Source organism: Streptomyces sp. GS7 (genome assembly GCF_009834125.1).
GTDB lineage: Bacteria > Actinomycetota > Actinomycetes > Streptomycetales > Streptomycetaceae > Streptomyces.
The window spans coordinates 2,028,751-2,050,130 of record NZ_CP047146.1; the positions used below are offsets into that span (position 1 = coordinate 2,028,751).

The 21,380-nt window shown below is 73.7% G+C and carries 25 protein-coding genes; 12 read left to right on the forward strand and 13 right to left on the reverse strand.

Features of this window, described 5'->3' with window-relative positions; all coding sequences use genetic code 11:
- Window positions 1–46 precede the first annotated feature (46 nt).
- From GR130_RS08725 to GR130_RS08745, 5 genes are all read right to left on the reverse strand, one after another.
- A complete protein-coding gene (locus tag GR130_RS08725; RefSeq protein ID WP_159504164.1) occupies window positions 47–472 on the reverse strand; it encodes a lasso peptide biosynthesis B2 protein in 426 nt (141 codons plus the stop codon).
- Window positions 469–729: a lasso peptide biosynthesis PqqD family chaperone gene (locus GR130_RS08730; protein WP_159504165.1), complete on the reverse strand. Its 261-nt coding sequence runs from the start codon at window positions 727–729 to the stop codon at window positions 469–471. The genes GR130_RS08725 and GR130_RS08730 overlap by 4 nt, the downstream gene beginning before the upstream one ends.
- A 31-nt stretch (window positions 730–760) precedes the next feature.
- The gene (locus GR130_RS08735; protein ID WP_159504166.1) at window positions 761–2,575 is read right to left on the reverse strand and encodes an asparagine synthase-related protein; all 1,815 of its coding nucleotides are present in this window, start codon (window positions 2,573–2,575) and stop codon (window positions 761–763) included.
- Window positions 2,576–2,614: 39 nt separating this feature from the next.
- Window positions 2,615–2,764, reverse strand: a complete 150-nt coding sequence (locus tag GR130_RS08740) for a keywimysin-related RiPP (RefSeq protein ID WP_159504167.1) — start codon at window positions 2,762–2,764, stop codon at window positions 2,615–2,617.
- A gap of 368 nt (window positions 2,765–3,132) precedes the next feature.
- Entirely contained in the window at window positions 3,133–3,981 is an 849-nt protein-coding gene (locus tag GR130_RS08745) for a LysR family transcriptional regulator (protein ID WP_159504168.1), read from the reverse strand.
- A 104-nt stretch (window positions 3,982–4,085) separates the two neighbouring features.
- Between GR130_RS08745 and GR130_RS08750 the strand changes: the two genes are divergently transcribed.
- The 3 genes from GR130_RS08750 to GR130_RS08760 all read left to right on the forward strand — a co-directional run bounded on the left by GR130_RS08750 (window position 4,086) and on the right by GR130_RS08760 (window position 6,463).
- Window positions 4,086–4,823 (forward strand): SDR family oxidoreductase, encoded by a 738-nt coding sequence (locus GR130_RS08750; RefSeq protein WP_159504169.1) that lies wholly within the window; start codon window positions 4,086–4,088, stop codon window positions 4,821–4,823.
- A 356-nt stretch (window positions 4,824–5,179) separates the two neighbouring features.
- Window positions 5,180–5,752, forward strand: coding sequence for a hypothetical protein (locus GR130_RS08755; RefSeq protein ID WP_236572953.1), 573 nt, complete (start codon window positions 5,180–5,182; stop codon window positions 5,750–5,752).
- Window positions 5,753–6,106: 354 nt separating this feature from the next.
- Window positions 6,107–6,463: a hypothetical protein gene (locus tag GR130_RS08760; RefSeq protein WP_201304839.1), complete on the forward strand. Its 357-nt coding sequence runs from the start codon at window positions 6,107–6,109 to the stop codon at window positions 6,461–6,463.
- 85 nt (window positions 6,464–6,548) lie between these two features.
- Here GR130_RS08760 and GR130_RS08765 read toward each other — a convergent pair whose 3' ends face one another.
- Window positions 6,549–7,466 carry a PhzF family phenazine biosynthesis isomerase gene (locus tag GR130_RS08765; protein ID WP_159504170.1) on the reverse strand — a complete coding sequence of 306 codons (918 nt, stop codon included), beginning with the start codon at window positions 7,464–7,466 and terminating at the stop codon, window positions 6,549–6,551.
- Between the two features lie 53 nt (window positions 7,467–7,519).
- Window positions 7,520–8,452, reverse strand: a complete 933-nt coding sequence (locus GR130_RS08770; RefSeq protein ID WP_159504171.1) for an SDR family oxidoreductase — start codon at window positions 8,450–8,452, stop codon at window positions 7,520–7,522.
- A gap of 249 nt (window positions 8,453–8,701) precedes the next feature.
- Between GR130_RS08770 and GR130_RS08775 the strand changes: the two genes are divergently transcribed.
- From GR130_RS08775 to GR130_RS08785, 3 genes are read left to right on the forward strand one after another with little or no spacing between them, the layout of a single operon-like run.
- A complete protein-coding gene (locus GR130_RS08775) occupies window positions 8,702–10,060 on the forward strand; it encodes a multidrug effflux MFS transporter (protein WP_159504172.1) in 1,359 nt (452 codons plus the stop codon).
- A gap of 56 nt (window positions 10,061–10,116) precedes the next feature.
- On the forward strand, window positions 10,117–11,193 hold the full coding sequence (locus GR130_RS08780; RefSeq protein ID WP_159504173.1) for a serine hydrolase domain-containing protein: 1,077 nt from the start codon (window positions 10,117–10,119) through the stop codon (window positions 11,191–11,193).
- Between the two features lie 44 nt (window positions 11,194–11,237).
- Window positions 11,238–12,194: a small ribosomal subunit Rsm22 family protein gene (locus tag GR130_RS08785; RefSeq protein WP_159504174.1), complete on the forward strand. Its 957-nt coding sequence runs from the start codon at window positions 11,238–11,240 to the stop codon at window positions 12,192–12,194.
- Window positions 12,195–12,263: 69 nt separating this feature from the next.
- On the opposite strand, the gene GR130_RS39730 is transcribed toward GR130_RS08785, so the two are convergent.
- The gene (locus tag GR130_RS39730) at window positions 12,264–12,437 is read right to left on the reverse strand and encodes a DUF6243 family protein (RefSeq protein ID WP_201304840.1); all 174 of its coding nucleotides are present in this window, start codon (window positions 12,435–12,437) and stop codon (window positions 12,264–12,266) included.
- 123 nt (window positions 12,438–12,560) lie between these two features.
- Between GR130_RS39730 and GR130_RS08790 the strand changes: the two genes are divergently transcribed.
- Both GR130_RS08790 and GR130_RS08795 read left to right on the forward strand, forming a co-directional pair.
- Complete coding sequence (locus tag GR130_RS08790) at window positions 12,561–13,160, forward strand: TetR/AcrR family transcriptional regulator (RefSeq protein ID WP_159504175.1); 600 nt, start codon at window positions 12,561–12,563, stop codon at window positions 13,158–13,160.
- A gap of 143 nt (window positions 13,161–13,303) precedes the next feature.
- A complete protein-coding gene (locus tag GR130_RS08795; RefSeq protein WP_159504176.1) occupies window positions 13,304–14,047 on the forward strand; it encodes a bifunctional DNA primase/polymerase in 744 nt (247 codons plus the stop codon).
- A 93-nt stretch (window positions 14,048–14,140) separates the two neighbouring features.
- Here GR130_RS08795 and GR130_RS08800 read toward each other — a convergent pair whose 3' ends face one another.
- Window positions 14,141–15,127, reverse strand: coding sequence for a hypothetical protein (locus tag GR130_RS08800; RefSeq protein ID WP_236572954.1), 987 nt, complete (start codon window positions 15,125–15,127; stop codon window positions 14,141–14,143).
- A gap of 242 nt (window positions 15,128–15,369) precedes the next feature.
- Here GR130_RS08800 and GR130_RS08810 point away from each other — a divergent pair, with 242 nt between their 5' ends.
- Both GR130_RS08810 and GR130_RS08815 read left to right on the forward strand, forming a co-directional pair.
- Window positions 15,370–15,588, forward strand: coding sequence for a hypothetical protein (locus GR130_RS08810; RefSeq protein ID WP_159504177.1), 219 nt, complete (start codon window positions 15,370–15,372; stop codon window positions 15,586–15,588).
- 8 nt (window positions 15,589–15,596) lie between these two features.
- On the forward strand, window positions 15,597–16,334 hold the full coding sequence (locus tag GR130_RS08815; protein ID WP_159504178.1) for a PhzF family phenazine biosynthesis protein: 738 nt from the start codon (window positions 15,597–15,599) through the stop codon (window positions 16,332–16,334).
- Between the two features lie 62 nt (window positions 16,335–16,396).
- Here the strand turns inward: GR130_RS08815 and GR130_RS08820 are convergent, their stop codons facing one another.
- Window positions 16,397–17,086, reverse strand: a complete 690-nt coding sequence (locus tag GR130_RS08820) for a biliverdin-producing heme oxygenase (protein ID WP_201304841.1) — start codon at window positions 17,084–17,086, stop codon at window positions 16,397–16,399.
- 198 nt (window positions 17,087–17,284) lie between these two features.
- On the reverse strand, window positions 17,285–18,142 hold the full coding sequence (gene map, locus GR130_RS08825) for a type I methionyl aminopeptidase (protein ID WP_159504179.1): 858 nt from the start codon (window positions 18,140–18,142) through the stop codon (window positions 17,285–17,287).
- Between the two features lie 67 nt (window positions 18,143–18,209).
- Here map and GR130_RS08830 point away from each other — a divergent pair, with 67 nt between their 5' ends.
- Window positions 18,210–18,458 carry a hypothetical protein gene (locus GR130_RS08830; protein WP_159504180.1) on the forward strand — a complete coding sequence of 83 codons (249 nt, stop codon included), beginning with the start codon at window positions 18,210–18,212 and terminating at the stop codon, window positions 18,456–18,458.
- 120 nt (window positions 18,459–18,578) lie between these two features.
- Here GR130_RS08830 and GR130_RS08835 read toward each other — a convergent pair whose 3' ends face one another.
- Both GR130_RS08835 and GR130_RS08840 read right to left on the reverse strand, forming a co-directional pair.
- A complete protein-coding gene (locus tag GR130_RS08835; RefSeq protein WP_159504181.1) occupies window positions 18,579–19,205 on the reverse strand; it encodes a hypothetical protein in 627 nt (208 codons plus the stop codon).
- Window positions 19,206–19,377: 172 nt separating this feature from the next.
- On the reverse strand, window positions 19,378–20,337 hold the full coding sequence (locus GR130_RS08840) for a dihydrodipicolinate synthase family protein (RefSeq protein WP_159504182.1): 960 nt from the start codon (window positions 20,335–20,337) through the stop codon (window positions 19,378–19,380).
- Between the two features lie 173 nt (window positions 20,338–20,510).
- On the opposite strand from GR130_RS08840, the gene GR130_RS08845 reads away from it, so the two are divergent.
- A complete protein-coding gene (locus tag GR130_RS08845; RefSeq protein ID WP_159504183.1) occupies window positions 20,511–21,215 on the forward strand; it encodes a FadR/GntR family transcriptional regulator in 705 nt (234 codons plus the stop codon).
- Window positions 21,216–21,380: the final 165 nt, after the last annotated feature.

The following is a 21,380-nucleotide window of genomic DNA, read 5'->3' on the forward strand; positions in this document are numbered from 1 at the left end:
GCAGTGGCCGTGGCCGCTGTCCTGACGGTGCGGACTCGGCCTCGGGCTATGCCCGTTCCGGCGGGACAGCGAACAGGGTGCGGAAGTAGGAACGGTCCGCCTTCTCCTCCACCATGCGGCCCTCGGCCTCCACCCAGGCATGGGCGCCGAACGGAAGGCGGGCCCGTACTCCCACCGCCCAGGTGGGCCAGGTGCCGCGCACGCGGCACAGCAGGACGGTCGCCAGTGAGCGGGGCAGGCATCCTTCGTCTCCGGCGCAGCGCAGGCTGACGGCCACCACGGCCTCCCGGGCGGCGCGGGCCTCCTCATAGGTGGCCTCGCGAGCGCCCCTGCGCAGCCGCGTCAGTATGGCGCGGGTCCGGGCCGGCGGTTTGGCGGCCAGGCGCCTGGCGACGGCCACGGCGAGCAGCACCAGCAGGCGGCGGCCCGGGGAGAGCCGGACCTTCGTCCGGTGGGGGACGACCGAACTCACGCCTGCTCCACCACCTTGGCCTGCTGGAGACCGGCCAGCAACTGCTCCACGTCCGCGCGGGCGTGCGGCTCGTCGACGTCGTAGGTGGCCATCAGCCGCTCGGCGGCCTCCTGCACCGTGCTGCCGCCGACGAGGGCGTGGAAGGTGAGGGTGGCGGACGCGTTGAGCTGCCAGTAGCGGCCGTCCCTGCCGTTCAGCAGGACGGTTCCGTACTCGGTGTCCACTGTTGAGACGTCGGGGTGCAGTCTCAAGGTCATCGTTGTCTCCTGCTCGGGGCCCGGGGCGGGCTCAGGGGCGGGTGGCGGCTGCCGGTCGGGCGGCCCGGGCCCACAGTTCACAGCTCAGCGCGGTCTGCATCGCGCCTTGGTGGAGGCTGTTGGTGTAGGGCAGGCCGAACAGCTCGCGCAGCGGTTTCGGATCGATGAGGCCCAGGGCGGCCAGGTGGGAACCGTCCCACAGTTCCCCGAGCTCCCGCCGGTGCCTCTCGAAGCCTTCGGCGACGAGGGTGGTGCCGTCGCCCTTGGTCCGCCGGGTCAGCACCCCTGGCGGCATGACGTCTGCCATCGCCGCCTTGATGAGGGGTTTGAACTCCCAGGGGGTGACGCGTTGTTCGGGCCGGACGGCCAGGCATGCCTGGATGACCCGGTCGTCGAGGAAGGGAGAGGTGTGGCTGAAGTCCCCGGTTTCGGTCAGCTGGTGGCACTGGCGGATCAGCCGTCCGGCGTCCTGGATGGCCAGCAGGTCGTTGTGCCGGCCCCGGGTGGGAGCGAGCGGCTGGGCCGTCTCGGCGGTGACCTGCAGAGTCCGGGTCACCATCTCCCTGGCGTCCGGGGTGAGCCAGGCGGGCAGGTCCGGGAAGTGGCCCCAGTCGGACAGCGGGCTCGGGGCGCGGCGGACGCGGCCGTGGGCCCGGTCCGTGAACCAGCCGGGGTAGGAGTCGCGCTCCAGCAGACCACGGGCCTCAACGCCCCAGCCGGTGCGGCGTAGTTGCGTCATGACCCGGAGGCGCTGGACGGCCAGCAGTGGCCGGCGGCGCAGCAGGTCATGGTGGTAGGCCGGGTGGCCGCACAGCAGTTGGTCGCCGCCCAGTCCGTCGAGGTGCAGCCGCGAGCCGTGCGCCAGGGCCCGCTGTCGCACGGCGCGCAGTCGGGGTGCGCTCAGTACGGCCGTCGAGGGCTCGTCGGGAACGCCGTCCACCTCCGCCAAGTCACCGAAGAACGACGGCAGTTCGCGGTGGGAGTAGACGATGTGGTCGAGCTGGGGCAAGCCGGCCGCGGCCTGCCGGGCCCACTGGGCGTCCTCGTCGGCCTGGTCGTCGTTCTCCATGGTGAAGACGGTGAGCGAAGCCCGGTGCCGGGCGGCCAGCAGGGCGATGCTGGTGGAGTCCATGCCGCCGGAGAGGTCCGCGCTGAGGGGCTGGGTGCCGCGGGTGCGCACCCGCACGGCGTCGTCCAGCGCCTGGCGCAGCGACCGGCCGCCTTCGGCCAGCGTCAGCACCGGTTCGGGGGCCTGCCACCAGCGTTGGACCAGCGGCCGCCGGCCGTCCGGGGGCAGTGCCAGGTACGAGCCCGGAGGCACTGCGGATACGTTGCGCCAGGGCGGCAGGTCGCCCAGTGGGTGCGGCAGCGCATCCAGGGTGCGCAGGGCGAGCAGGGCCGGGTCGAGTGGGGCGTCCAGAACGGTGGCGAGGACATCCGCGCGGTCCGCTGCGATGGTGAGGGCGCCGAGGCCGCCGTGGAAGATCCGCCTCAGTCCGGACGCGGTGCCCTGTACGCGCAGTCGGCCGCGCACCGAGGCGATGAGGTGGTAGCTGCCGGCCCAGGCCAGGCCCAGCCGGTCGAGGTCGGTCACCTCGTTGATCCGGGAGGCTGCCGCGGCGAGTTCGTCCCGGGTCGCCGAGCAGTGGCCGATGACGGCGAGCCGGGTGTCGCCCTGTTCGGCGACCAGGGCCCGCCCTTCGGCCAGCCGGCCGGCCACACAGGGCCGGCCGGACCGGTGTTTCAGCAGGATGCGCACACCATCCGTGGGGAGCCGGCCGACGGCGGCCGCCGCGCCATCGTCATCCGGCAGCGCGACGAAGTACTGCCAACCGGCATCGGCCATGTCAGTGTCCTTACGGAGAGTGCCGCATCGGCGCCGGCACTAGTGGAGCCTGTCGTAGAAGTGGAAAAGGTTCTCGTAGCCGGTCAGGCCGAAGTAGCCGGTGTCCTCCTGGAAGGAGCCACACTCGACCATCTTGGGGGCCTCGTAGGCCTGGAGCTCGTTGGTCTCCTGGAGTTCGTTGCTCTGCATCACGGTTCACCTCCCCGTTCACTGGCGTGAGTGCTCAGGGCGGAACGCGTTCCGATGCGGAAGAGTCCGCGGACGTCGGGATGACTCCCAACCAGCCGCCGGTCGAGGGGACTTGCGCCCCGTCACCGCCCCCTGGGCTTGATCAAAAGGGAATCACGCGGCACGCGGTGTTTCAAGATCTGCAATCGACCGTCTTATTACGAATATTCCGGAATGCCCCCTCTTACTTTTGCCTCAACTACCCCTCAAGTCACACGGGTTGCACTTTCAGGGCGCATGGTCCGGCTGCCGGCGGCCTACCGGGCAAGAGGGCGCCCCGTCGGCCTTGGCCGGCGGGGCGGAGTGGCGTCGTCCGTGCCGGGGAGCTTTCAGAGGCGGGTCGCGGTCCGGACGAGGCCGGCGACGGCTCGGGACCGGCTGTGCGGTGGCCATGCGATGACCGTGGTGACCGTCGGTGCGTCGAGCACCGGTACGGCGGCGAGATCGTCGCGCAGTTGGGCTCGGCACGACTCCGGTGCGATCCAGCAGGCGCGACCGAGCGCGATCAGCTGGAGCAACTGCGCATGGTCGCGAGCCTGCGGACCGGGGCCGTCCGGGTACGTACCGTCTCGGCCGGGCCAGCGGGGCATCGGCAGGCCGGGCAGCTCGGTGACGTCGGCCATCCGCACGTGCGTCCGGGCGGTGAGGGGATGCCCGGCCGGCAGAACCACGACCTGCCTCTCCGTGCGCAGTTCCTCGGTGTCGAACCCGGCCGTGGTGTCGAACGGCCGGTGCAGCAGGGCCACGTCGGCCCGGCCGTCGCGCAGCAGCCGTTCCTGCTCGCCGATCCCGCACAGCAGCAGATCGACGGTGACCGCATCGGGTTCGGCGGCGTAGGCGTCGAGCAGGTCCGCCAGCAGCTCGCTGGACGCGCCGGCCTTTGTGGCAAGGACCAATCCGGCGTGGCCGGTTGCGGCGAGGGCGGCGCGGCGGGTGCGACGCTCGGCGGCCTCGACAGCGTCCAGCGCCGCCCGGGCCTCCCGCAGCAGCACCGCCCCGGCCTCGGTCAGGGTGACCGCGCGGCTGGTGCGTTCCAGCAGCGCCGCCCCCAGGCGCCGTTCGAGCTGGCGGATCGCCCGCGACAGCGGAGGCTGCGCGATCCCGAGCCGCTGCGCGGCCCTCCCGAAGTGCAGCTCCTCTGCGACGGCGACGAAGTACCGCAACTCACGCGTCTCCACGGCGTCAGACTACCGGCCCCCACCGGGATCGATACCCGTGCGGTATCGCTGCCCACCCGATCGGTGTTGGCCAACTCCCGCTGGGCGCGGACAGGATCGGTCCTATGACTGAACAGACGACCGAACAGGCGACTGCGCTGGTGACCGGCGCGAACAAGGGCATCGGCTACGAGGTCGCGGCGGGTCTCGGCGCCCTCGGCTGGAGCGTCGGCGTCGGCGCCCGGAACGATGACCGTCGCGAGGCCGCCGTGGCGAAGCTGCGGGCGGCCGGCGTCGACGCGTTCGGGGTGCCGCTCGACGTGACCGACGACGCGAGCGTGACCGCCGCCGCCGAGCTGATCGCGGACCGCGCGGGACGCCTCGACGTGCTGGTCAACAACGCCGGGATCACCGGCAGCGCGCCACAGATGCCCACCACGGTCGACGTCGCGGCGGTCCGGGCGGCCGTGGAGACCAACGTGATCGGCGTCATCCGCGTCACCAACGCGATGCTGCCGTTGCTGCGCCGCTCGGCGTCTCCGCGGATCGTGAACATCTCCAGCAGTGTCGGCTCGCTCACCCTGCAGACCACTCCCGGCGCCGAAACGGGCCCGATCGCCGTCGCCTACGCGCCGTCGAAGACGTTCCTGAACGCCGTCACCGTCCAGTACGCCAAGGAGCTGCGCGACACGAACATCCTGATCAACGCTGCCTGCCCCGGCTACTGCGCGACCGACCTGAACGGTTTTCGCGGCGTCCGCACCCCGGAACAAGGCGCCGCGATCGCGGTCCGGCTCGCGACCCTGCCCGACGACGGCCCGACCGGCGGCTTCTTCGACGACGCAGGGGAGGTGCCTTGGTGACCCGAGTGTCGGCGAACGGCATCAGCGACGGCGGGGACGGCGACCGGGACCGGGATCGGGACCGGGATCGCGTTCCGGACCAGGTCCAGGTCCAGGTCCAGGTCCAGGGATAGGGCCTGTCCGATGGGTCATGGCCGGGGCCGCGGCGTGGAACGGGCCGCCTGAGCTGCGGGTTTGTCGTCCGGGCCGGTGGCTGGTGCCGGTCGTGGCCCCGTGGCGCGGTCCCCGGCGTACGGGCCGGGTGGTCCGCCCCCTGTTCCGCTTCGCGCCCCGTGGAGCGCCTGCGGTGCGTGTCCGGTCGGGCAGCTCATCGTTCTCATCACACAAGCACACCTCCCTCTCTCAAGGAGTCCTTGATGCGACGAGTTCTTACGGCAGTGGGTATGGCCGCCGCCGCGATGACGCTGGGGTCGGCTGCCGGAGCGCAGGCCGCGGACTTGCCGAAGACCCCTGACGTGGGCGGGCTGACCAATGTCGACGGCGTCGGCGACCAGTTGGGCGGGGCCGGGCACACGGCGACGCAGGTCGCGGGAGACGTCGGGGGCAAGGTCGTCGACAGCGCGGTTCCCGCGGCGAGCCAGGCGTCGGGTGCGGCAGTGGGGCAGGCGGCGCCGGCGCTGACCGGGGCCGCCGGTACCGCCACGGACTCGGCCGCCGGGCTGACGGCCGAGTCCGCGAAGGCGGGCGCGCAGGGCGGCGGCCTGCTCGGCGGGCTGCCCACCGACGAGCTGGCCACCGGCGCGCTGCACACCGGCGCGCTGCACACCGGCGCGCTGCACACCGACGCGCTGCCGACCAAGGGCCTGCCGACCAAGGGCCTGCCGACCAAGGGCCTGTCCACCAAGGGTCTGCCCACCAAGGACCTGCCGACCAAGGGTCTGGCGTCCACGGACAGCCTGCCGATGAAGGGTCTGCCTGTCGTGGGCTGACATCCGGCGACGCGTGCACATTCCGGCCCCGCTCCGCTCCCGTTCGTTCCGGGGGCCGGCGCGGGGCCGTTGCCGTGCGCGGTGGGGCGCTTCGGATTTCGCCGGCAGGGGCGTGGTGCACAGCCCGCGGGGGGTGAACTGCCTTTGCCCGGGGTGGAGTTTACGGTGTGATGGGGGAGGAAGCGGATAATCCGTCGCACTTCTGCGATATATCAGGATCGTTGCTGGGTACCTCCGGAGTGACGGCCCGGCCGGCGAGCGTCGTACCGCACGTTGCCGTATGCGGGGGCCGCGCCGGCCGGGGGGCCAGTACCCTCGTGCCTTTCCTGGGTTGTCGCACGAGGGGGCACCGCGGTGCTGAAGCTCTACTACCGGTTGGTGTATTGGAAGAGACGGCTGGGGCGCGCGCTGGGCGTGCGGCGTACGGGGACGGTTCCGGGGCCCCGCGCGGCGTACGGGGCGGCGCCGCGGCGGAGCGCGCGGGTGCGACAACTCGCCCTGCGCGCACGGCCGTTGCTGGTGTTCGCGGTGATGGTGCTGATCGTGGTGGTGGCCTCGGCGCTGCTGGGGTGGCGGGACGACACCTTCGGGGCGGGGCCGCGGGAGGGTGGCACGACCGTCGTCCGGCCGTCCGGTGAGCTGGGGCGCGGCGGGCCGTCGTCGGTCTGCGACCGGCCGGGCACGGCGTGCGCGGTGGCGGCGAAGGAGTGAGCGGTGGGCGAGCGGGCCGCGGGGGTGCGGCGGCCCGCTCGCGGTTGGCTCTGCCCCCGGCCTCCGCCGCGCGGGCGCCCGTCCCTCAGGCGCCCGCCGCCTGGATCGCTGCCGCGGGGATCGCCGTCGCCGTCCCGCTGACGTGCGACCGCGGGTCGCCCGCCCGCAGGTCGACGGTCAGCAGGCCGGGGCGGCCAAGGTCGTGCCCCTGATGGAGGGTGAGCGTCGCCGGGGCGGTGACCAGGCCCAGGGCCCGGGTGTACGCGCCGAAGGCCGCCGCCGCGGCACCGGTGGCCGGGTCCTCCACGACGCCGCCGACCGGGAACGGGTCGCGGACGTGGAAGACCGTGTCGCTCTCCCGCCAGACCAGTTGGAGGGTGGTCAGGTCCAGGCGGCGCATCAGGGCCGCCAGCCGGTCGAAGTCGTAGTCGAGGGCGGCGAGCCGGTCGCGGGTGGCGGCGCCGAGCACCAGGTGGCGGGCCCCGGCGTAGGCGATACGGGGCGGCAGCGCCGGGTCGAGGTCGGCGGCGGGCCAGTCCAGGGCGGCCAGTGCCTCGTCGAGGTCGGCCGCGGCGACCGGGGCGATGTGCGGTTCGACGCTGGTGAGGGTGGCCTGGAGGGCGTCGCCGTGCCGGGCCACGGTGACCGGCACCCGGCCCGCCTGGGTGGCGAAGACGAAGTCGCCGGGGCCGGTGCGCTCGGCGAGGGCCACCGCGGTGGCGACCGTCGCATGGCCGCAGAACGCGACCTCGGCGAGCGGGCTGAAGTACCGGATGGTGAAGGCCCGTCCGGGCTCGCCCAGCCCCTCGGGCGGGGCGGTCAGGAACGCGGTCTCCGAATAGCCGAGGTCGGCGGCGACAGCTAGCTGCGCGGCGTCGTCCAGCCCGGCGGCGTCCAGGACCACGCCGGCCGGGTTGCCGCCCTCGGGGTCGGTGGAGAACGCGGTGTAGCGGAGGATCTCGGGGGTGCGGGCGGTGTCCCCGGTGGTGGCGTCGTGTGTCATGGCCGGGGAACCTCCCGCCACCGCCCGGCTATTCCCGGGCGGCCCGGAGGGCGTCAACCCCGCCCGATGTACGGCATGTTCGTCGCCAGCACCGTCGCGAACTGCACATTGGCCTCCAGCGGCAGTCCGGCCATGTGCACCACCGTCCGGGCCACGTCGGCCGCGTCCATCACCGGCTCGACCTCCGTCCGGCCGTTCGCCTGGAGGATGCCGGTCTGCATCCGGCCGGTCATCTCGGTGGCCGCGTTGCCGACGTCGATCTGGCCGCAGGCGATCCGGTACGGACGGCCGTCCAGGGACAGCGACTTGGTCAGCCCGGTCATCGCGTGCTTGGTGGCGGTGTACGCGATGGAGTGCGGCCGGGGCACATGCGCGGAGATGGAGCCGTTGTTGATGATCCGGCCGCCCTGCGGGTCCTGCGCCTTCATCGTGCGGAACGCGGCCTGGGCGCACAGGAACGCGCCGTTGAGGTTGACGTCGACGACCGACCGCCAGTCCTCGTAGGAGAGTTCGTCCAGCGGGGTGGGCGGCCCGAAGGCGCCCGCGTTGTTGAAGAGCAGGTCCAGCCGGCCGAAGCGGTCCCGCACGGCCGCGAAGAGGGCGTCGACCTCCTCGGGCCGGGTGACGTCGGTGGGTACCGGGACGGCCGCGGGGCCGTCGATGCCCGCGTACCCGACCTGGCGGGCGGTCTCCTCCAGGGCCGCAGCACGCCGGCCGGCCAGCACCACGGTCCAGCCGGCGGCGATCAGCGCCAGCGCGACCGCCCGCCCGATGCCGGAGCCGGCGCCGGTGACCACGGCCACCCTGCGGGGCGCCGCCGCGCCCTCCCGCGCCTCCTGGGGCGACGGTGCCGTCTGCGGTGTCCCGGCCCGCGAGGACGGCGCCGGGAGCGTCGGCCGGGGAGCGGTCGCCGTCCCGCCCACCTGCCCGGCCCGTGCCACCGGCGTCGCCTGTGCGGCCCGTGACCGCTCTGTGTTCTGTGCCATGGCGGCAGCGTAACGGCGTACGGGGAGCGAACCCGGCGACGCCCCACCGGGCCGTGGTCCGGCCGCCGTTGGCCCGGTGGCGGGCGGTCCGATCGGCGCGGGGGGCGCACCGGCGCGGGCCGGACGTAGGTCCTCTCCGACGGGTCGGGGTCGCGAAGCCCTAGGTCGAAAGGACTGCGCCCATCCGCCCTGGGCGCCGCCCGCCGCGTGCCACCATGGTGCGGCCATCACCGACCCATGGAGACACTCATGACGGAGCCCGGCGCCAGAGCCGCCGCGAGCACGGACGAACCGAGCGGCGAGCGCGCCGACCGGCCCGCCATAGCCGGGCGGGTCCCGGCACCGGCCGCACCGGCCGCCCTGCCCGGGACCCGCCGCACCGGCCTCCTCGTCACCCTCGTCCTCGGCGGTCTCACCGCCGTCCCCCCGCTCTCCATGGACATGTACCTGCCGGCGCTGCCGCAGGTCACCGCGGCCCTGCGGAGCCCGGCCGCCACCGTCCAGCTCACCCTCACCACCTGCCTGGCGGGCATGGCCCTGGGCCAGATGATCGTCGGCCCGATGAGCGACAAGTGGGGACGCCGCCGCCCGCTGCTCGCCGGCATGGTGATCTACGTCCTGGCGACCGCCCTGTGCGTCGTCGCCACCAACGCCGAACTCCTCATCGCCTTCCGCCTGTTGCAGGGCCTGGCGGGCGCCGCCGGCATCGTCATCGCGCGGGCGGTGGTGCGCGATCTCTACGACGGTGTGGCGATGGCCCGGTTCTTCTCCACCCTGATGCTGATCTCCGGGGTGGCGCCGGTCGTCGCCCCGCTCATCGGCGGCCAGATCCTGCGGATCACCGACTGGCGCGGGGTCTTCGTCGTGCTGACCGCCGTCGGGCTGCTGCTCACCCTCCTCGTATGGCGCCGGCTGCACGAGACCCTGCCGCCCGAGCGCCGGCACCCGGGCGGCGTGGGCCAGGCCCTGCGCACCATGCGCGATCTGCTCGCCGACCGGGTCTTCTCCGGCTACCTCCTCGTCGGCGCCTTCGCCTTCGCGGCGCTCTTCGCGTACATCTCCGCCTCGCCGTACGTCATCCAGGAGATCTACGGCGCCTCCCCGCAGACCTTCAGCCTGCTCTTCGGCGTCAACTCCGTCGGGCTGGTGGCGGTCGGCCAGATCAACGGCAAGCTGCTGGTCGGCCGGGTCTCCCTGGACAAGGTGCTGGGCACCGGCCTGGCGCTGGTCGCGCTCGCCGGGGCCGGCCTGCTGCTGATGTCGTCCGGGATCTTCGGCCGGGTGGGCCTGGCGCCGATGGCCGCCGGGCTGTTCGTGCTGATGTCCGCGATGGGCCTGGTCATGCCGAGCACCAACGCCCAGGCGCTGCTGCGCACCCCGCACGCGGCCGGCTCCGCCTCCGCGCTGCTGGGCACCTCCACGTTCCTGCTCGGCTCGGTGGCGTCCCCTCTGGTGGGCGTCGCGGGCGAGCGGACCGCCGTACCGATGGCCGTCGTACAGCTGTCGTGTGCCGTTCTCGCGCTCGTGAGCTTCCTGGGAATGTGCCGACCGTGGCAGCGTAGGGGGGACGGCCCCGCGCACTCCGGCGGCGAGAGGACCAGACTCTGAACGCACCCAGGCTCCGACACGGCACACCGGCCCAGGCGGGACTGGACCCCGCCTGGATGGAACGGCTGGTCAGCGGCGTACGGGCACTGCCCGACGGCCGTCCGCCGTGGTGCGCCGGAGCCGTGGTGCTGGCCGGCCGCGGACCGGTGGTCGCCGCCGAGGCGGCGGCCGGCTGGGCGGTGCGCTACGGCAGCTACGACCCCGAGCGGGACCGCGGCGTCGAGCTGCCCCGCGACCTGTGGGAGCCGATGCGGGTCGGCACCGTCTTCGACCTCGCCTCGCTCAGCAAGCTCTTCACCGCCATCGCCGTGGTCCAGCAGATCGAGCGCGGCCGGCTGTCCCTCGACGAGCCGGCCGCCGCGCACCTGCCCGCCTTCGCCCCCGGCATCACCGTCCGCCGGCTGCTCGGGCACACCTCGGGACTCGCCCCCGAACTCCCCTTCCACGACCACCGGGAGCGCACCGCCCAACTCGCGCTGCTGTGGGCGGAGGCCGCCGCCCCGTCCGGCGGCCCGCACCCCGTGTACCGCTACTCCGACCTGAACCTCATCGCCCTCCAGCTGATCCTGGAACGGCTCACCGGGCGCCGCCTGGACGCCCTGATCCGCGCCGGCATCACCGGCCCGCTGGGCATGGCCAGCACCTCCTACGGCCCGCTGGGGCCGCAGGGCGTGGCCGCGACCGAGGACCAGCGGCGGCCCTGGGCCAAGGCGGACCGCGGCATGGTGCGCGGCGAGGTGCACGACGAGAACGCCTGGGCGCTGGGCGGGGTCGCCGGGCACGCGGGGCTCTTCTCCACCGCCCAGGACCTGGCCGTCCTGTGCCGGGCGCTGCTCAACGGCGGCGCGTACGGCACCGCCCGGATCCTCGGCCCGGACGCGGTCGCCTCGCTGCTCGACCCACCCGGTCTCGGCTTCGGCGTCGACCAGCCGTACTTCATGGGCGAACTGGCCGGCCGGGGCGCCGCCGGGCACACCGGCTTCACCGGCACCAGCCTGGTCCTGGACCGGGCCACCGACACCTTCCTCATCCTCCTGGCCAACACCGTGCACCCGCGCCGCCGCGACGGCGGCAGCGCCCCCCGCGCGCTGGCCGCGACCCGGCTGGCCCGCGCGGTGGCGCGGGCCGGCTGAGCGGCCGGACCCGGCGCGCCCCCGAGCCCCGTAAAATCTGCGGAATGCACGACGAACTGCGCGCCGCCCTGGCCGGCCTGCTCGACGGCCTGCCGCCCAAGCAGGCCGCGCAGGCCGTGGACCGGCTGATCGCCAACTACCGGGGCCGTACCCCCACCGACGCCCCGGTGCTCCGGGACCGCAGCGACGTCGCCGCGTACGCCGCCTACCGCATGCCCGCGACCTTCGAAGCCGTACGGGCCGCGCTGGCCGCCTTCGCGGCGCGGGTCCCCGGCTGGTCCCCGGCCGCCCATGTCGACATCGGCGGCGGCACCGGCGCCGCCACCTGGGCCACCGCGGCCACCTGGGACGGCGTGCGCAGCACGGTCCTGGACTGGGCCCAGCCCGCCCTCGACCTCGGGCGCGAACTGGCCGCCGGAGTCCTGCCGGACACCACGTGGCAGCGGCAGGTCATCGGCGACGCCCTCACCGTCCCGGACGGCACCGACCTGGTGACCGTCTCCTACGTCCTGGGCGAGCTGCGCCCCGAGGCGCGCCGCGCGGTGGTCGCCGCCGCGGCCACCGCCGACTCCGTCGTGCTGATCGAACCGGGCACCCCGGAGGGCTACCTCCGCATCCGCGAGGCCCGCGAGCAGCTGATCGCCGCCGGTCTGCGCATCGTCGCGCCGTGCCCGCACAGCGCCGCCTGCCCGATCGTCCCGGGAGAAGACTGGTGCCACTTCTCCGTCCGGGTCAGCCGCTCCTCCCTGCACCGCCAGGTCAAGGGCGGCTCCCTCGCCTACGAGGACGAGAAGTTCAGCTATGTCGCCGCCACCCGCGGCGATGCCGCGCCGGCCGCCGCCCGGGTCGTCCGCAAGCCCCAACTCCGCAAGGGCCAGGTTCTGTTGGAGCTGTGCACCGCGGACGACGGCCTCCGGCGGAGCACGGTCACCAAGCGCCAGGGCGCGGTCTACCGTGCTGCCCGCGACGCGGCCTGGGGCGACGACTGGCCCCCGGCCTGACCCTCCGCCGAGGGCGTACCCCCCCCCCGGGGGGCGAACCGCTGGGGGCCTGCCACCGGGGGCACAACTTCAGCCTTTCTGCGTCCGCTCCTGCATTTTCCGTAGCAGCTCGCGGCGGTGCGGGTCCTCGCGGCCTCCCTGGCCGCTCCGCCCGCCGCCCGTGCCGCCGCGCAGCGCGCCGCGGGAGAGCTTGCTGCGCGTACCGCCGACACCGAGCATGCCGCCCGCATTTCCCTTGCTCATGAGGTGAGTTCCCTTCTCCGCGCCATCTGCGAGACGGATCGTCTCGCTCGCGCCTCATCCTCAACGAGACGATCCGTCTTGTCAAGACGATACGTCTCGCCTCTTCCTCGCTACACTCCGCCCATGGCCAACAAACCAGCCCCCGACGCCTCCCGCCGCAGCGAACGCTCGCGCCGCGCGATCTTCGACGCCGCCCTCGCCCTGGTCGGCGAGGTCGGCTACGAGAAGCTCACCATCGAAGGCATCGCCTCCCGCGCGGGCGTCGGCAAGCAGACGATCTACCGTTGGTGGCCCTCCAAGGCGGCCGTCCTCCTCGACGCCTTCGGTGCGGTCGTCGACACGTACGACCAGGAGGGACTCCCCGACACCGGCGACCTCGCCGCCGACCTCAAGACCGTCCTGCGGGCCACCGCCGACGAGTTCAACGACGCGGCCTGGCAGGCCCCCTACCGCGCCCTGGCCGCGGCCGGTGCCAACGACGAGGAGCTCTCCCGCACCTTCGTCGGCCGCCTCATGGAGCCCGGCGTCCGCGTCTACGTCGACCGGCTGCGCGCCGCCCAGGAAGCCGGCCAGGTGGCCGCCGACATCGACGTCCGGATCGCCGCCGAGATGCTGCTGAGTCCCTTCTCACAGCGGTGGCTGATGCGCACCGGCGAACTGACCCACGACTACGTCGACACCCTTGTCGACCAGGTATTGCGCGGTCTGCGCCCGCGCGACTGACCGCACCGGGCGGTCGGTCGGCGATGGCGTGAATTGCCCCTGTTCGCCCGTCCCGCGTTCACTCCGGATCCGCACACCGGTCACCTGGCGCCCAGGATGGTGGCAGCATTGATCCCAGACCACCGCTCGAAGTGAGGGGATAGATGGAACGCAAGAGCAGGTTCTCCCAGTGGCTGCGCCGGCCGAAGAGCGGATCGGACGGCGGCGATACGGACACGGGATCAGCGGCTGCGCGCGGCCGTGCGGACCTGCTGCTGGCGGCGGCCGACGCGGGCTTCCCGGTCGCCCCCGCCGCCCACCCCTCCGGCTACGGCTGTTCCTGCGAGCGCATCGGCTGTCCCACCCCGGGACGGCATCCCATCTCCTTCGGCTGGCAGACCGTCGCCACCACCGACCGCGACAAGGTCGCCGCCTGGGTCCGCACCCTCCCGCAGGCCAACTTCATCACCGCCACCGGCATCGCCCACGACGTCCTCGACGTCCCCGTCGAAGCGGGCCGCAGCGCCCTCGGCCGGCTGGACGCGGCGGGCGTCGACGTCGGACCGGTCAGCCTCAGCGGCGCCGGCTTCGGGGACGGCCGGATGCTGTTCTTCACCGCCACCCGCGGCACCCCGGACGACGAGGACGAGTGGTGGCCGTGCGAACTGGACTGCCACCCCGAGACCCTCGACGAGCATCCGGGCCTGCGCTGGCACTGCCGCGGCAGCTACGTCCTCCTGCCGCCCTCGACCCTCCCGGGCGAGCAGCCCGCGGTGACCTGGCTGCGCGGCCCCGAACTCCCGCTGCCCGACCCGCTGACGCTGCTGGAATCGCTGACCGACGCCTGTGCCGCGTTCATCGACCGCGAGCCCGACCACGAGACCGCGGCCTGGCCGATCGGCCGCTGACCTCTCCCGTACGGAGCCGGCGCCCGACGGTGAAGGGGCCGCCGGCTCCCGCCGGCAGCCCCCCGCGCGCCGCCCCGGCCGTGAACGCCGCGGCTACAGCGCCCTGGCCGAGGTCTTCGCCTCGATCCGGTTGAGCACCGTGATCTTGCCGCCGGCGCTCTTCGCCGGGACCGTGACCGCCTGGCCCGAGACCGTGGTGAAGGCCATCCGCGTGGTCTTCTTGTCCGGCCCCTCCACGATGCCGCGCAGGCTGGGCGGCACGGTGATCATCAGGCCCGGGGAGACCGTCTTCTGCTGGTGGTAGACGGTCGAGAAGAACACCAGCGCACCGCCGTCCGTGGTCCGCAGCGCCACCGGCGGGTACTCCGACGCCTGGTCCTCCCACTGGATGCGGGCGCCGGGCTGGTTGGCGTCCCGGGCGCGCTGGGCCCGCCACTGGTCGGTGTTCGGCCCCGGCGCGAAGGCGCCGCCCTTGCCGGTGTTGAGGTAGTCGGCGTAGCTCTGGCCGAGCTTGCCCGGGTCGATCGTCAGTCCCGACGAGCCGTCGGTGGGCACCGCCTCCGCGTAGCCGTCCGTGACCTTCAGCTCCGGGGACGTGTTGCTGTCGAACGTGGCGAGGTAGACCGCCCGCCACTTCGCGCCGACGGCGTCCCGGCTGAACACCAGGAACCAGCGGGTGTTCTCGCCGCTGCGGTTCCTGCGGTTGCTGAGCGCGTCCCCGACGAAGAACTTCGGCCAGCCCGTCTGCTTGGGCACGGTGAAGTGCGCGTCCGTGAAGCGCAGCGGCGCGAACCCCGGGTTGCCGTTCGGCTGGATGCCGTGCGCCGCCTTTATCCCGGCCTGGTCGATGGCGAGCAGCGCACCCGCCTCGAACGAGGTGTTCACCTGCGGATCGAGCGTGCGGTTGGCCTTGTTGAAGCCGTCGGTGAAGTGCTTGAGCGCCTGCGCGGCGTCCGCCTTCGACACCGCCGGCAGGATCTCCCGCTCGCCGTGCACCGTCATGCACCCGCTCAATATCACCAGCGCCGCCGCTGTCGACGTCAGTGTTGCGGGCACCCGGAACGGCGACCTGCGTGTCATGGGGCTCGGGCTCCTTCGGGGCGACCGGGGCGGACTGGATGGCCGCCGGGGTGGCACGATTCGGCGCAACCCTACCCGGGCTGCGCGAGAACAAGACTGCGGGGATCGGATACAGCGCCCACACCGTGATCTGACGGGCACTCGGCCCGGCGGCCGCCGGTATCGGCCGCGGCCTGAAGTTCCAGTTAGGTTAGGCTTACCTAAGTAGCTTTCCGCTGTGAACTTCCTCGGGAAGGGGTCCCATGCGCCGTCACCGCCACCTCCGGCTCCATACCCACACCGACACCCGCACCCGTGCCCGTGCCGGCGCCCGTATTCGGGTGCTGTACGCGGGGCTGCGGCGGGGGCTGGTCCGGGTGGTCGCCCCCGAGTTCGGAGCGGCCCCCCGCCGCACCGCCCCCGCCCTCGCCTCCGCACCCGGACGCCCCCGCCCGGATTCCGGTGCTCCGGCGTGCTGTTGAATGCGGGGATGACCGACGCGAAGGACGTGAAGGGCGCAACTGCCGTCGAGGGGGCCGCCGCAGCGGCAGCCGTGGCCGGTGCTGTGGACGTGGACGTGCTGCGGGTGTTCTGCGGGCCGGAGGGCGCCGGCGGCAACCTGCTGGGCGTCGTGCGCGACGGCGCCGCCCTCCCCGACCGGGCCGCACGAGCCGCCCTCGCCGCCGAACTCGGCTTCAGCGAGACGGTGTTCCTCGACGACGCCGCCCGCGGCACCGCCGACATCCACACCCCCAGTGTCCGGCTCCCCTTCGCAGGCCACCCCCTCGTCGGCCTGGCCTGGCTGCTGCGGGGCCAGGGTCGCCCGCCGGCCGTGCTGCGCCCGCCGGCCGGCGACGTCGCGGTCCGCTACGACGGGGACCTCACCTGGGTACGCGGGCGCGCCGAGTGGGTCACCCACCGGACCACCGAGCGGTACCCCTCCGCCGCGGCGGTCGACGCGCTGCCCGCGCCGCCGCCGGGGGAGGGCTGGCTCTACGCCTGGGCCTGGCTGGACGAGCCCGCGGGCGTGGTCCGCGCGCGGGCGTTCCCGCGGCGCGGGGACAGCATCGTCGAGGACGAGGCCACCGGCGCCGCGGCCCTGCTCCTGACGCATCAGCTCGGACGCCCACTGGACATCCGCCAGGGCGCCGGCTCGCAGATCCGCACGCGGACGTATCCGGACGGCACGATCGAGGTCGGCGGACGGGTGCGTGCCGAGACCGCGTAGCGGCCGCGGGGCGGAAGGCCGCGCGGGGGACGGCCGGCCTGCCGCGCCGTGTCCGCGTCCCGCTACGCGCTCATCGGGAACTGCTCGCCCAACTCCCGGAACACCGCGCTGTTCAGCGCGAACGCGCGCCGGCACTCGTCGACCACCCGCTGCTTCTCCAGGTCGTCCACCGGCAGGGCGTCCAGGAGTTCGCGGTATTCGCGCTTGAAGGCGGCGGGGTTGGCTATCTCCTCGAAGACGTAGAACCGGACGCCGTCGCCCTTGCGCGCGAAGCCCCAGGTCTTCTCGGCGGTGCCGCGGATGATCTGGCCGCCGGAGAGGTCGCCGAGATAGCGGGTGTAGTGGTGGGCGACATAGCCGGCCGGCCAGTCGCGTGCGCAGACCGCGATCCGGCCGGCGTACGCGGCGGTGGCCGGCAGGGGCGTAAGGCCCGTCCGCCAGGACGAGCCGCCGAGATGGGCGAGGTCGCGCTCCAGCTCGGCGGTGCGGGCCAGCTCCGGGCGGATGAAGGGGCCCGCGACCGGGTCGGCGGTGAGGGCCCCGGAGGCGTCCTCCAGCGCGCGGTAGACGAACCAGAGCTGCTCCGTGTAGCGCCGGTAGGCGTCGACGCCGAGCCTGCCGCCGAGGAGGTCGCCCATGAACGAGGAGTTCTCGGCCTCGGTGTGCTGTGCGTGGGACGCGGTGCGGATGACCGTGGAGAACGGCGTGAACGGCGTGGACGGCACGGACGGGGTCGGGCTGGACGCTTCCAAGGCGGACCTCCGGGGGCCGGGGGAGCGGACGGGAACAGGCCGGTGTCACGGGGACGTCGCGCCCCGGGAACGCGGGGCGCCGCAGCCTGATAACTCGGCGTTACCCAACTACGGCGGATCGCCCCGGTCAATGTGTTCCCGACAAGCTGTCGGTAAAAACCCTACCCCTGTCCGAATCAGGGCTGCATCAGGGGAGCATCAGGGCAGCGTGAGGATCTCCGCCCCGGTCTCCGTCACCACCAGCGTGTGCTCGAACTGCGCGGTGCGCTTGCGGTCCTTGGTGACCACCGTCCAGCCGTCCTCCCACATGTCGTACTCGTACGTGCCCAGCGTCAGCATCGGCTCGATGGTGAAGGTCATCCCGGGCTTGATGTCCGTGGCGTGGTGCGGGCTGTCGTAGTGCGGAACGATCAGGCCGGAGTGGAAGGACGAGTTGATGCCGTGCCCGGTGAAGTCGCGGACCACGCCGTAGCCGAAGCGCTTGGCGTAGGACTCGATGACCCGGCCGATGATGTTGATCTGGCGGCCCGGCCTGACAGCCTTGATCGCGCGGTTGAGCGCTTCACGGGTGCGCTCCACCAGCAGCCGGGACTCCTCGTCCACGTCGCCGCACAGGTAGGTGGCGTTGTTGTCGCCGTGCACGCCGTGGATGTACGCGGTCACGTCCAGGTTCACGATGTCGCCGTCCTGCAGGACGGTCGAGTCCGGGATGCCGTGGCAGATGACCTCGTTGAGCGAGGAGCACAGGGACTTGGGGAAGCCGCGGTAGCCGAGCGTGGAGGGGTAGGCGCCGTGGTCGCACATGAACTCGTGGGCGACCCGGTCCAGTTCATCGGTCGTCACGCCCGGTGCGATCAGTTTGGCGGCCTCCGCCATCGCCTGCGCGGCGATCCGGCCGGCGATCCGCATCCGCTCGACCGTGTCGGAGTCCTGCACCTCGGGGCCCGTGTACGGGGAGGGTGCGGCCTTGCCGACGTACTCGGGGCGCGGGATCGAGGCGGGGACGGGGCGGGTGGGGGAGATCTTCCCCGGGACAAGAAGCGACTGGCCAGACATGCCAGCGAGTGTATCCGCGGGCCGTCGGGCAGGATGGTGGCACAGGAGCCAGGTACGGGAGGCGGCAATGGCGCTGTTCAAGCGGCGGACGGTCGGCAAGCCGGGCGAGTGGTTCTACTGCCTCAAGCACGGGACGGTCGAGGAGGGCCCCCAGTGCCGGGCGGCCGACCGCTTCGGCCCGTATGACACCCGCGAGGAGGCGGCCCACGCCATGGACACCGCGCGCGAGCGGAACCTGGAGTGGGAGACCGACCCCAAGTGGCACGACATGGGGAAGGGCGAGGGCGACGACGGGGGCGAGCCCCCGTCCTCGTAGGGCATCCCCCGTCCTGGTCGTAGGACGTCCGACGGTCCTTGGAGGAGGACGCCCCGGTCCTCGTAGGGCGGTCTCCGTCCTCGTGGGCGGTGGGCCGGGTCGGTAGCCGCGGCCGGGTGGCTACCAGCGGGGCGGGGGCGGGGCCGAGAGGCTGTCGGCGAGGCGGGAGAGGCGGTCGCGGAAGCGGCGGTGGCGCCGGGGCGCGGGCCCGCCGTTCTCCCCGGCGGCGGCGCTGACCAGGTGCTGGACGGTGTCCAGGTCCAGGTCCTGGCCCTGCGCGGCGCCCTCGGGCGGGGGCGGGGGAGCGGCCAGCGCGTCATGGGCCAGGGAGTGCAGATCGCGGTCGCCGCCGTCCAGGGCGAGCACCGTGGCGCCGTTGCGGCGGGCGTCGTGCACCCGCTCCAGCAGCCCGGCGCCCGGCTGCCCCGGCGTCACCACCAGCAGCGTCGCACCGCGGCCGGCCGCCGCCAGCCGCCCCAGCCCGACCGCGAGATGCGCGGGCGCCCCGCCCGGGACCCGGTGGCGCACCAGGGTCGGTGACAGCTCCGGCAGGCCCGACCAGGCGGCCTCGTCGTCCAGGTGGGCGGCCAGGTGCCAGGGCTCGTACGTGGCGCTGCCGACCAGTAGCAGCCCGCCGCCGTGCGGGGCGACCGCGGCCCGCAGGGAACCGGCGAACCGGCGGCTGGCCTGCACCCACTCGGTTCCGGCGAGGACCTCGCGCAGCAGGGCGACTCGTACGGCATCCATGGCGCGGCATACTGCCGCAGCGCCGGGCCGCCGGGGGGCCGCTCGGCGCGGCGTCACCCGTACGGAGGCCGGTCGGGGACGCCGGAGGGGAGCGCCGGGCGAGGGGGCGGGACGAAGGTTCCTGGACGCGGGGCCAGGGTGCCGGTGTCCGGCCGGGAGGCCGGCCGACCGGTTACGGGGCCGGCCGCAGGCCCGCGTCGCTCAGCCGACGTCCTACCTCCCTCACCGCTTCCTCGCTCAGCGGGATCTGCGGCAGCGCCGTGGCGCGCCCGTCGATCACGCCGAGGAGCTGGAGCGCCGCCTTGAAGGCGCCCAGGGCCGAGGAGCTGCGGCCCATCTCGCTCTCCGGGCCGGCGTCGGTCATCGCGAACAGGGCGACCAGGCGCTCCTGTTCGGCGGCGGCCCGGGGCCAGTCGCCGGCCCGCGCGGCGTCGTAGAGGCGGACATAGCCCGCCGGGTCGACGTTGCCCAGGCCCGGGACGACGCCGTCCGCGCCCGCCAACAGGGCGGCGTCCGCGGTGAGTTCGGAGCCGGTGAGGACGGCGAAGCCGGGCGCCGGGCCGGTCGGGCGGGCGGTTCTGCCGCCGAGGGAGACCAGCAGCCGGCGCAGCGAGCCGTCGTCGCCGCTGCTGTCCTTCAGCCCGGCGAGCGTGCCGTCCGCGGCCAGCTCGCGGACCAGGGCCGGGGTGAGCTTGTTGTGTACGGCCGCGGGGATGTCGTACGCGACGAGGGGCAGGCCGGCGGCGGTGCGCAGGTGGCGGAAGTGGGCGGCGATCTCGCGGGGGTGGGTGCGGGTGTAGAAGGGGGCGGTGGCGACCAGCGCGTCGGCGCCCAGCCGGGCGGCGGCCCTGGCGTGGTCGAGCACGCGGGCGGTGGTGGTGTCGATGACTCCGGCGAGCACCGGGACCCGGCCGCGCGCGGCCGCGACGACGGTCTCCAGGGCGACCGCGCGCTGACGGTCGGTCAGGTAAGCGACCTCGCTGGTGGAGCCGAGCGCGAACAGGCCGTGGACGCCCCCGTCGAGGAGGTGCTCGACCAGGCGGGCGAGGGAGGCGGTGTCGACCTCGCCGCGCGCGTCGAGCGGGGTGCAGACCGGGGGGATGACGCCGTGCAGGGGGACGGGGAGTGCCATGGGGCCTCCAAAGGCGGCTCTGAGCTGGGACAAAGGACATGGGAGGTCCGATGCCGCGGTCACAATAGGCATGCGCGCAGGCGCACGGTCAAGGATTTCCGGCCCCGGCGCGGGCCGAACGGGCCGGCGGCGCGCGGCAGGTGAGGGCGCGGCAGAGGAAGAGGGCGATAGGCATGGCGCGAGGGACGATGGCCGAGGACGTCCAGGCGCGGATCAAGCAGCTGATCCTGCGGCGCAGGCTGACCCCGGGCGACCCGCTGCCCACCGAGGCCGAGCTGGTCGCCATGCTCGACGTCAGCCGCAACTCGGTCCGCGAGGCGCTCAAGGCCCTCCAGGCGATGCGGATCGTGGAGATCCGGCACGGCTTCGGCACCTACGTCGGCGCGCTCAGCCTGGAGCCGTTCGTCGAGGGCGTCGCCTTCCGCGCCGCGGTCCGCCACCTCCAGGGGGAGCCGAGCCTGTACGAGCTGATGGAGGTCCGGGAGGCCCTGGAGGCGGGGCTGATCGGCACCGTCGCGCGCGATCTGCCCGCCGCGGACCTGACCGTCCTCAAGGGGCTGGTGCAGCGGATGGCCGAGGAGGCGCGCGGCGGCCAGGTGCAGAGCGCCACCGACCGGGCGTTCCATCTCGCCCTGTATCGCTCGCTGGGCAACCACCTGCTGAGCGAGGTGCTGGACGCGTTCTGGGCGGCCCTGCGCCGGGTCCGCGAGGACCTGGCCGACGACCGGCAGGACCCCCAGGTGACCTACCGCCGGCACCAGGAGATCGTCGACGCGCTGGAGGCGGGCGACGGCGACCGCGCGGTGGCCGCGATGCACCGTCACTTCGACGGCATCCGCCGGCGGCTCACCGGGAGGGAGCGGGGGCCGGCGTCGTAGCGGCAGAGGCAGAGGCAGAGGCAGAGGCAGAGGCGGCGGGGCGGGGCGCGGGAGGGAAGGCCGCGGGCCCCCGGTGAACGGCGGTCGTCGGCAGTCGTCCGCGATGTCGCCATGTCGCCATTCGTCCCGTTCACCGGGATTTCGCCCGGTGTTGACGGGGCCGTT

Bases quoted from the DNA above. Each gene is read 5' to 3' on its own strand.
- GR130_RS08730 (WP_159504165.1), bottom strand. From the start codon at position 729: ATGACCTTGAGACTGCACCCCGACGTCTCAACAGTGGACACCGAGTAC.
- GR130_RS08735 (WP_159504166.1), bottom strand. From the start codon at position 2,575: ATGGCCGATGCCGGTTGGCAGTACTTCGTCGCGCTGCCGGATGACGAT.
- GR130_RS08740 (WP_159504167.1), bottom strand. From the start codon at position 2,764: ATGCAGAGCAACGAACTCCAGGAGACCAACGAGCTCCAGGCCTACGAG.
- GR130_RS08750 (WP_159504169.1), top strand. From the start codon at position 4,086: ATGACTGAACAGACGACCGAACAGGCGACTGCGCTGGTGACCGGCGCG.
- GR130_RS08755 (WP_236572953.1), top strand. From the start codon at position 5,180: ATGCGACGAGTTCTTACGGCAGTGGGTATGGCCGCCGCCGCGATGACG.
- GR130_RS08765 (WP_159504170.1), bottom strand. From the start codon at position 7,466: ATGACACACGACGCCACCACCGGGGACACCGCCCGCACCCCCGAGATC.
- GR130_RS08770 (WP_159504171.1), bottom strand. From the start codon at position 8,452: ATGGCACAGAACACAGAGCGGTCACGGGCCGCACAGGCGACGCCGGTG.
- GR130_RS08775 (WP_159504172.1), top strand. From the start codon at position 8,702: ATGACGGAGCCCGGCGCCAGAGCCGCCGCGAGCACGGACGAACCGAGC.
- GR130_RS08780 (WP_159504173.1), top strand. From the start codon at position 10,117: ATGGAACGGCTGGTCAGCGGCGTACGGGCACTGCCCGACGGCCGTCCG.
- GR130_RS08785 (WP_159504174.1), top strand. From the start codon at position 11,238: ATGCACGACGAACTGCGCGCCGCCCTGGCCGGCCTGCTCGACGGCCTG.
- GR130_RS39730 (WP_201304840.1), bottom strand. From the start codon at position 12,437: ATGAGCAAGGGAAATGCGGGCGGCATGCTCGGTGTCGGCGGTACGCGC.
- GR130_RS08790 (WP_159504175.1), top strand. From the start codon at position 12,561: ATGGCCAACAAACCAGCCCCCGACGCCTCCCGCCGCAGCGAACGCTCG.
- GR130_RS08795 (WP_159504176.1), top strand. From the start codon at position 13,304: ATGGAACGCAAGAGCAGGTTCTCCCAGTGGCTGCGCCGGCCGAAGAGC.
- GR130_RS08800 (WP_236572954.1), bottom strand. From the start codon at position 15,127: ATGACACGCAGGTCGCCGTTCCGGGTGCCCGCAACACTGACGTCGACA.
- GR130_RS08810 (WP_159504177.1), top strand. From the start codon at position 15,370: ATGCGCCGTCACCGCCACCTCCGGCTCCATACCCACACCGACACCCGC.
- GR130_RS08815 (WP_159504178.1), top strand. From the start codon at position 15,597: ATGACCGACGCGAAGGACGTGAAGGGCGCAACTGCCGTCGAGGGGGCC.
- map (WP_159504179.1), bottom strand. From the start codon at position 18,142: ATGTCTGGCCAGTCGCTTCTTGTCCCGGGGAAGATCTCCCCCACCCGC.
- GR130_RS08830 (WP_159504180.1), top strand. From the start codon at position 18,210: ATGGCGCTGTTCAAGCGGCGGACGGTCGGCAAGCCGGGCGAGTGGTTC.
- GR130_RS08835 (WP_159504181.1), bottom strand. From the start codon at position 19,205: ATGGATGCCGTACGAGTCGCCCTGCTGCGCGAGGTCCTCGCCGGAACC.
- GR130_RS08840 (WP_159504182.1), bottom strand. From the start codon at position 20,337: ATGGCACTCCCCGTCCCCCTGCACGGCGTCATCCCCCCGGTCTGCACC.
- GR130_RS08845 (WP_159504183.1), top strand. From the start codon at position 20,511: ATGGCGCGAGGGACGATGGCCGAGGACGTCCAGGCGCGGATCAAGCAG.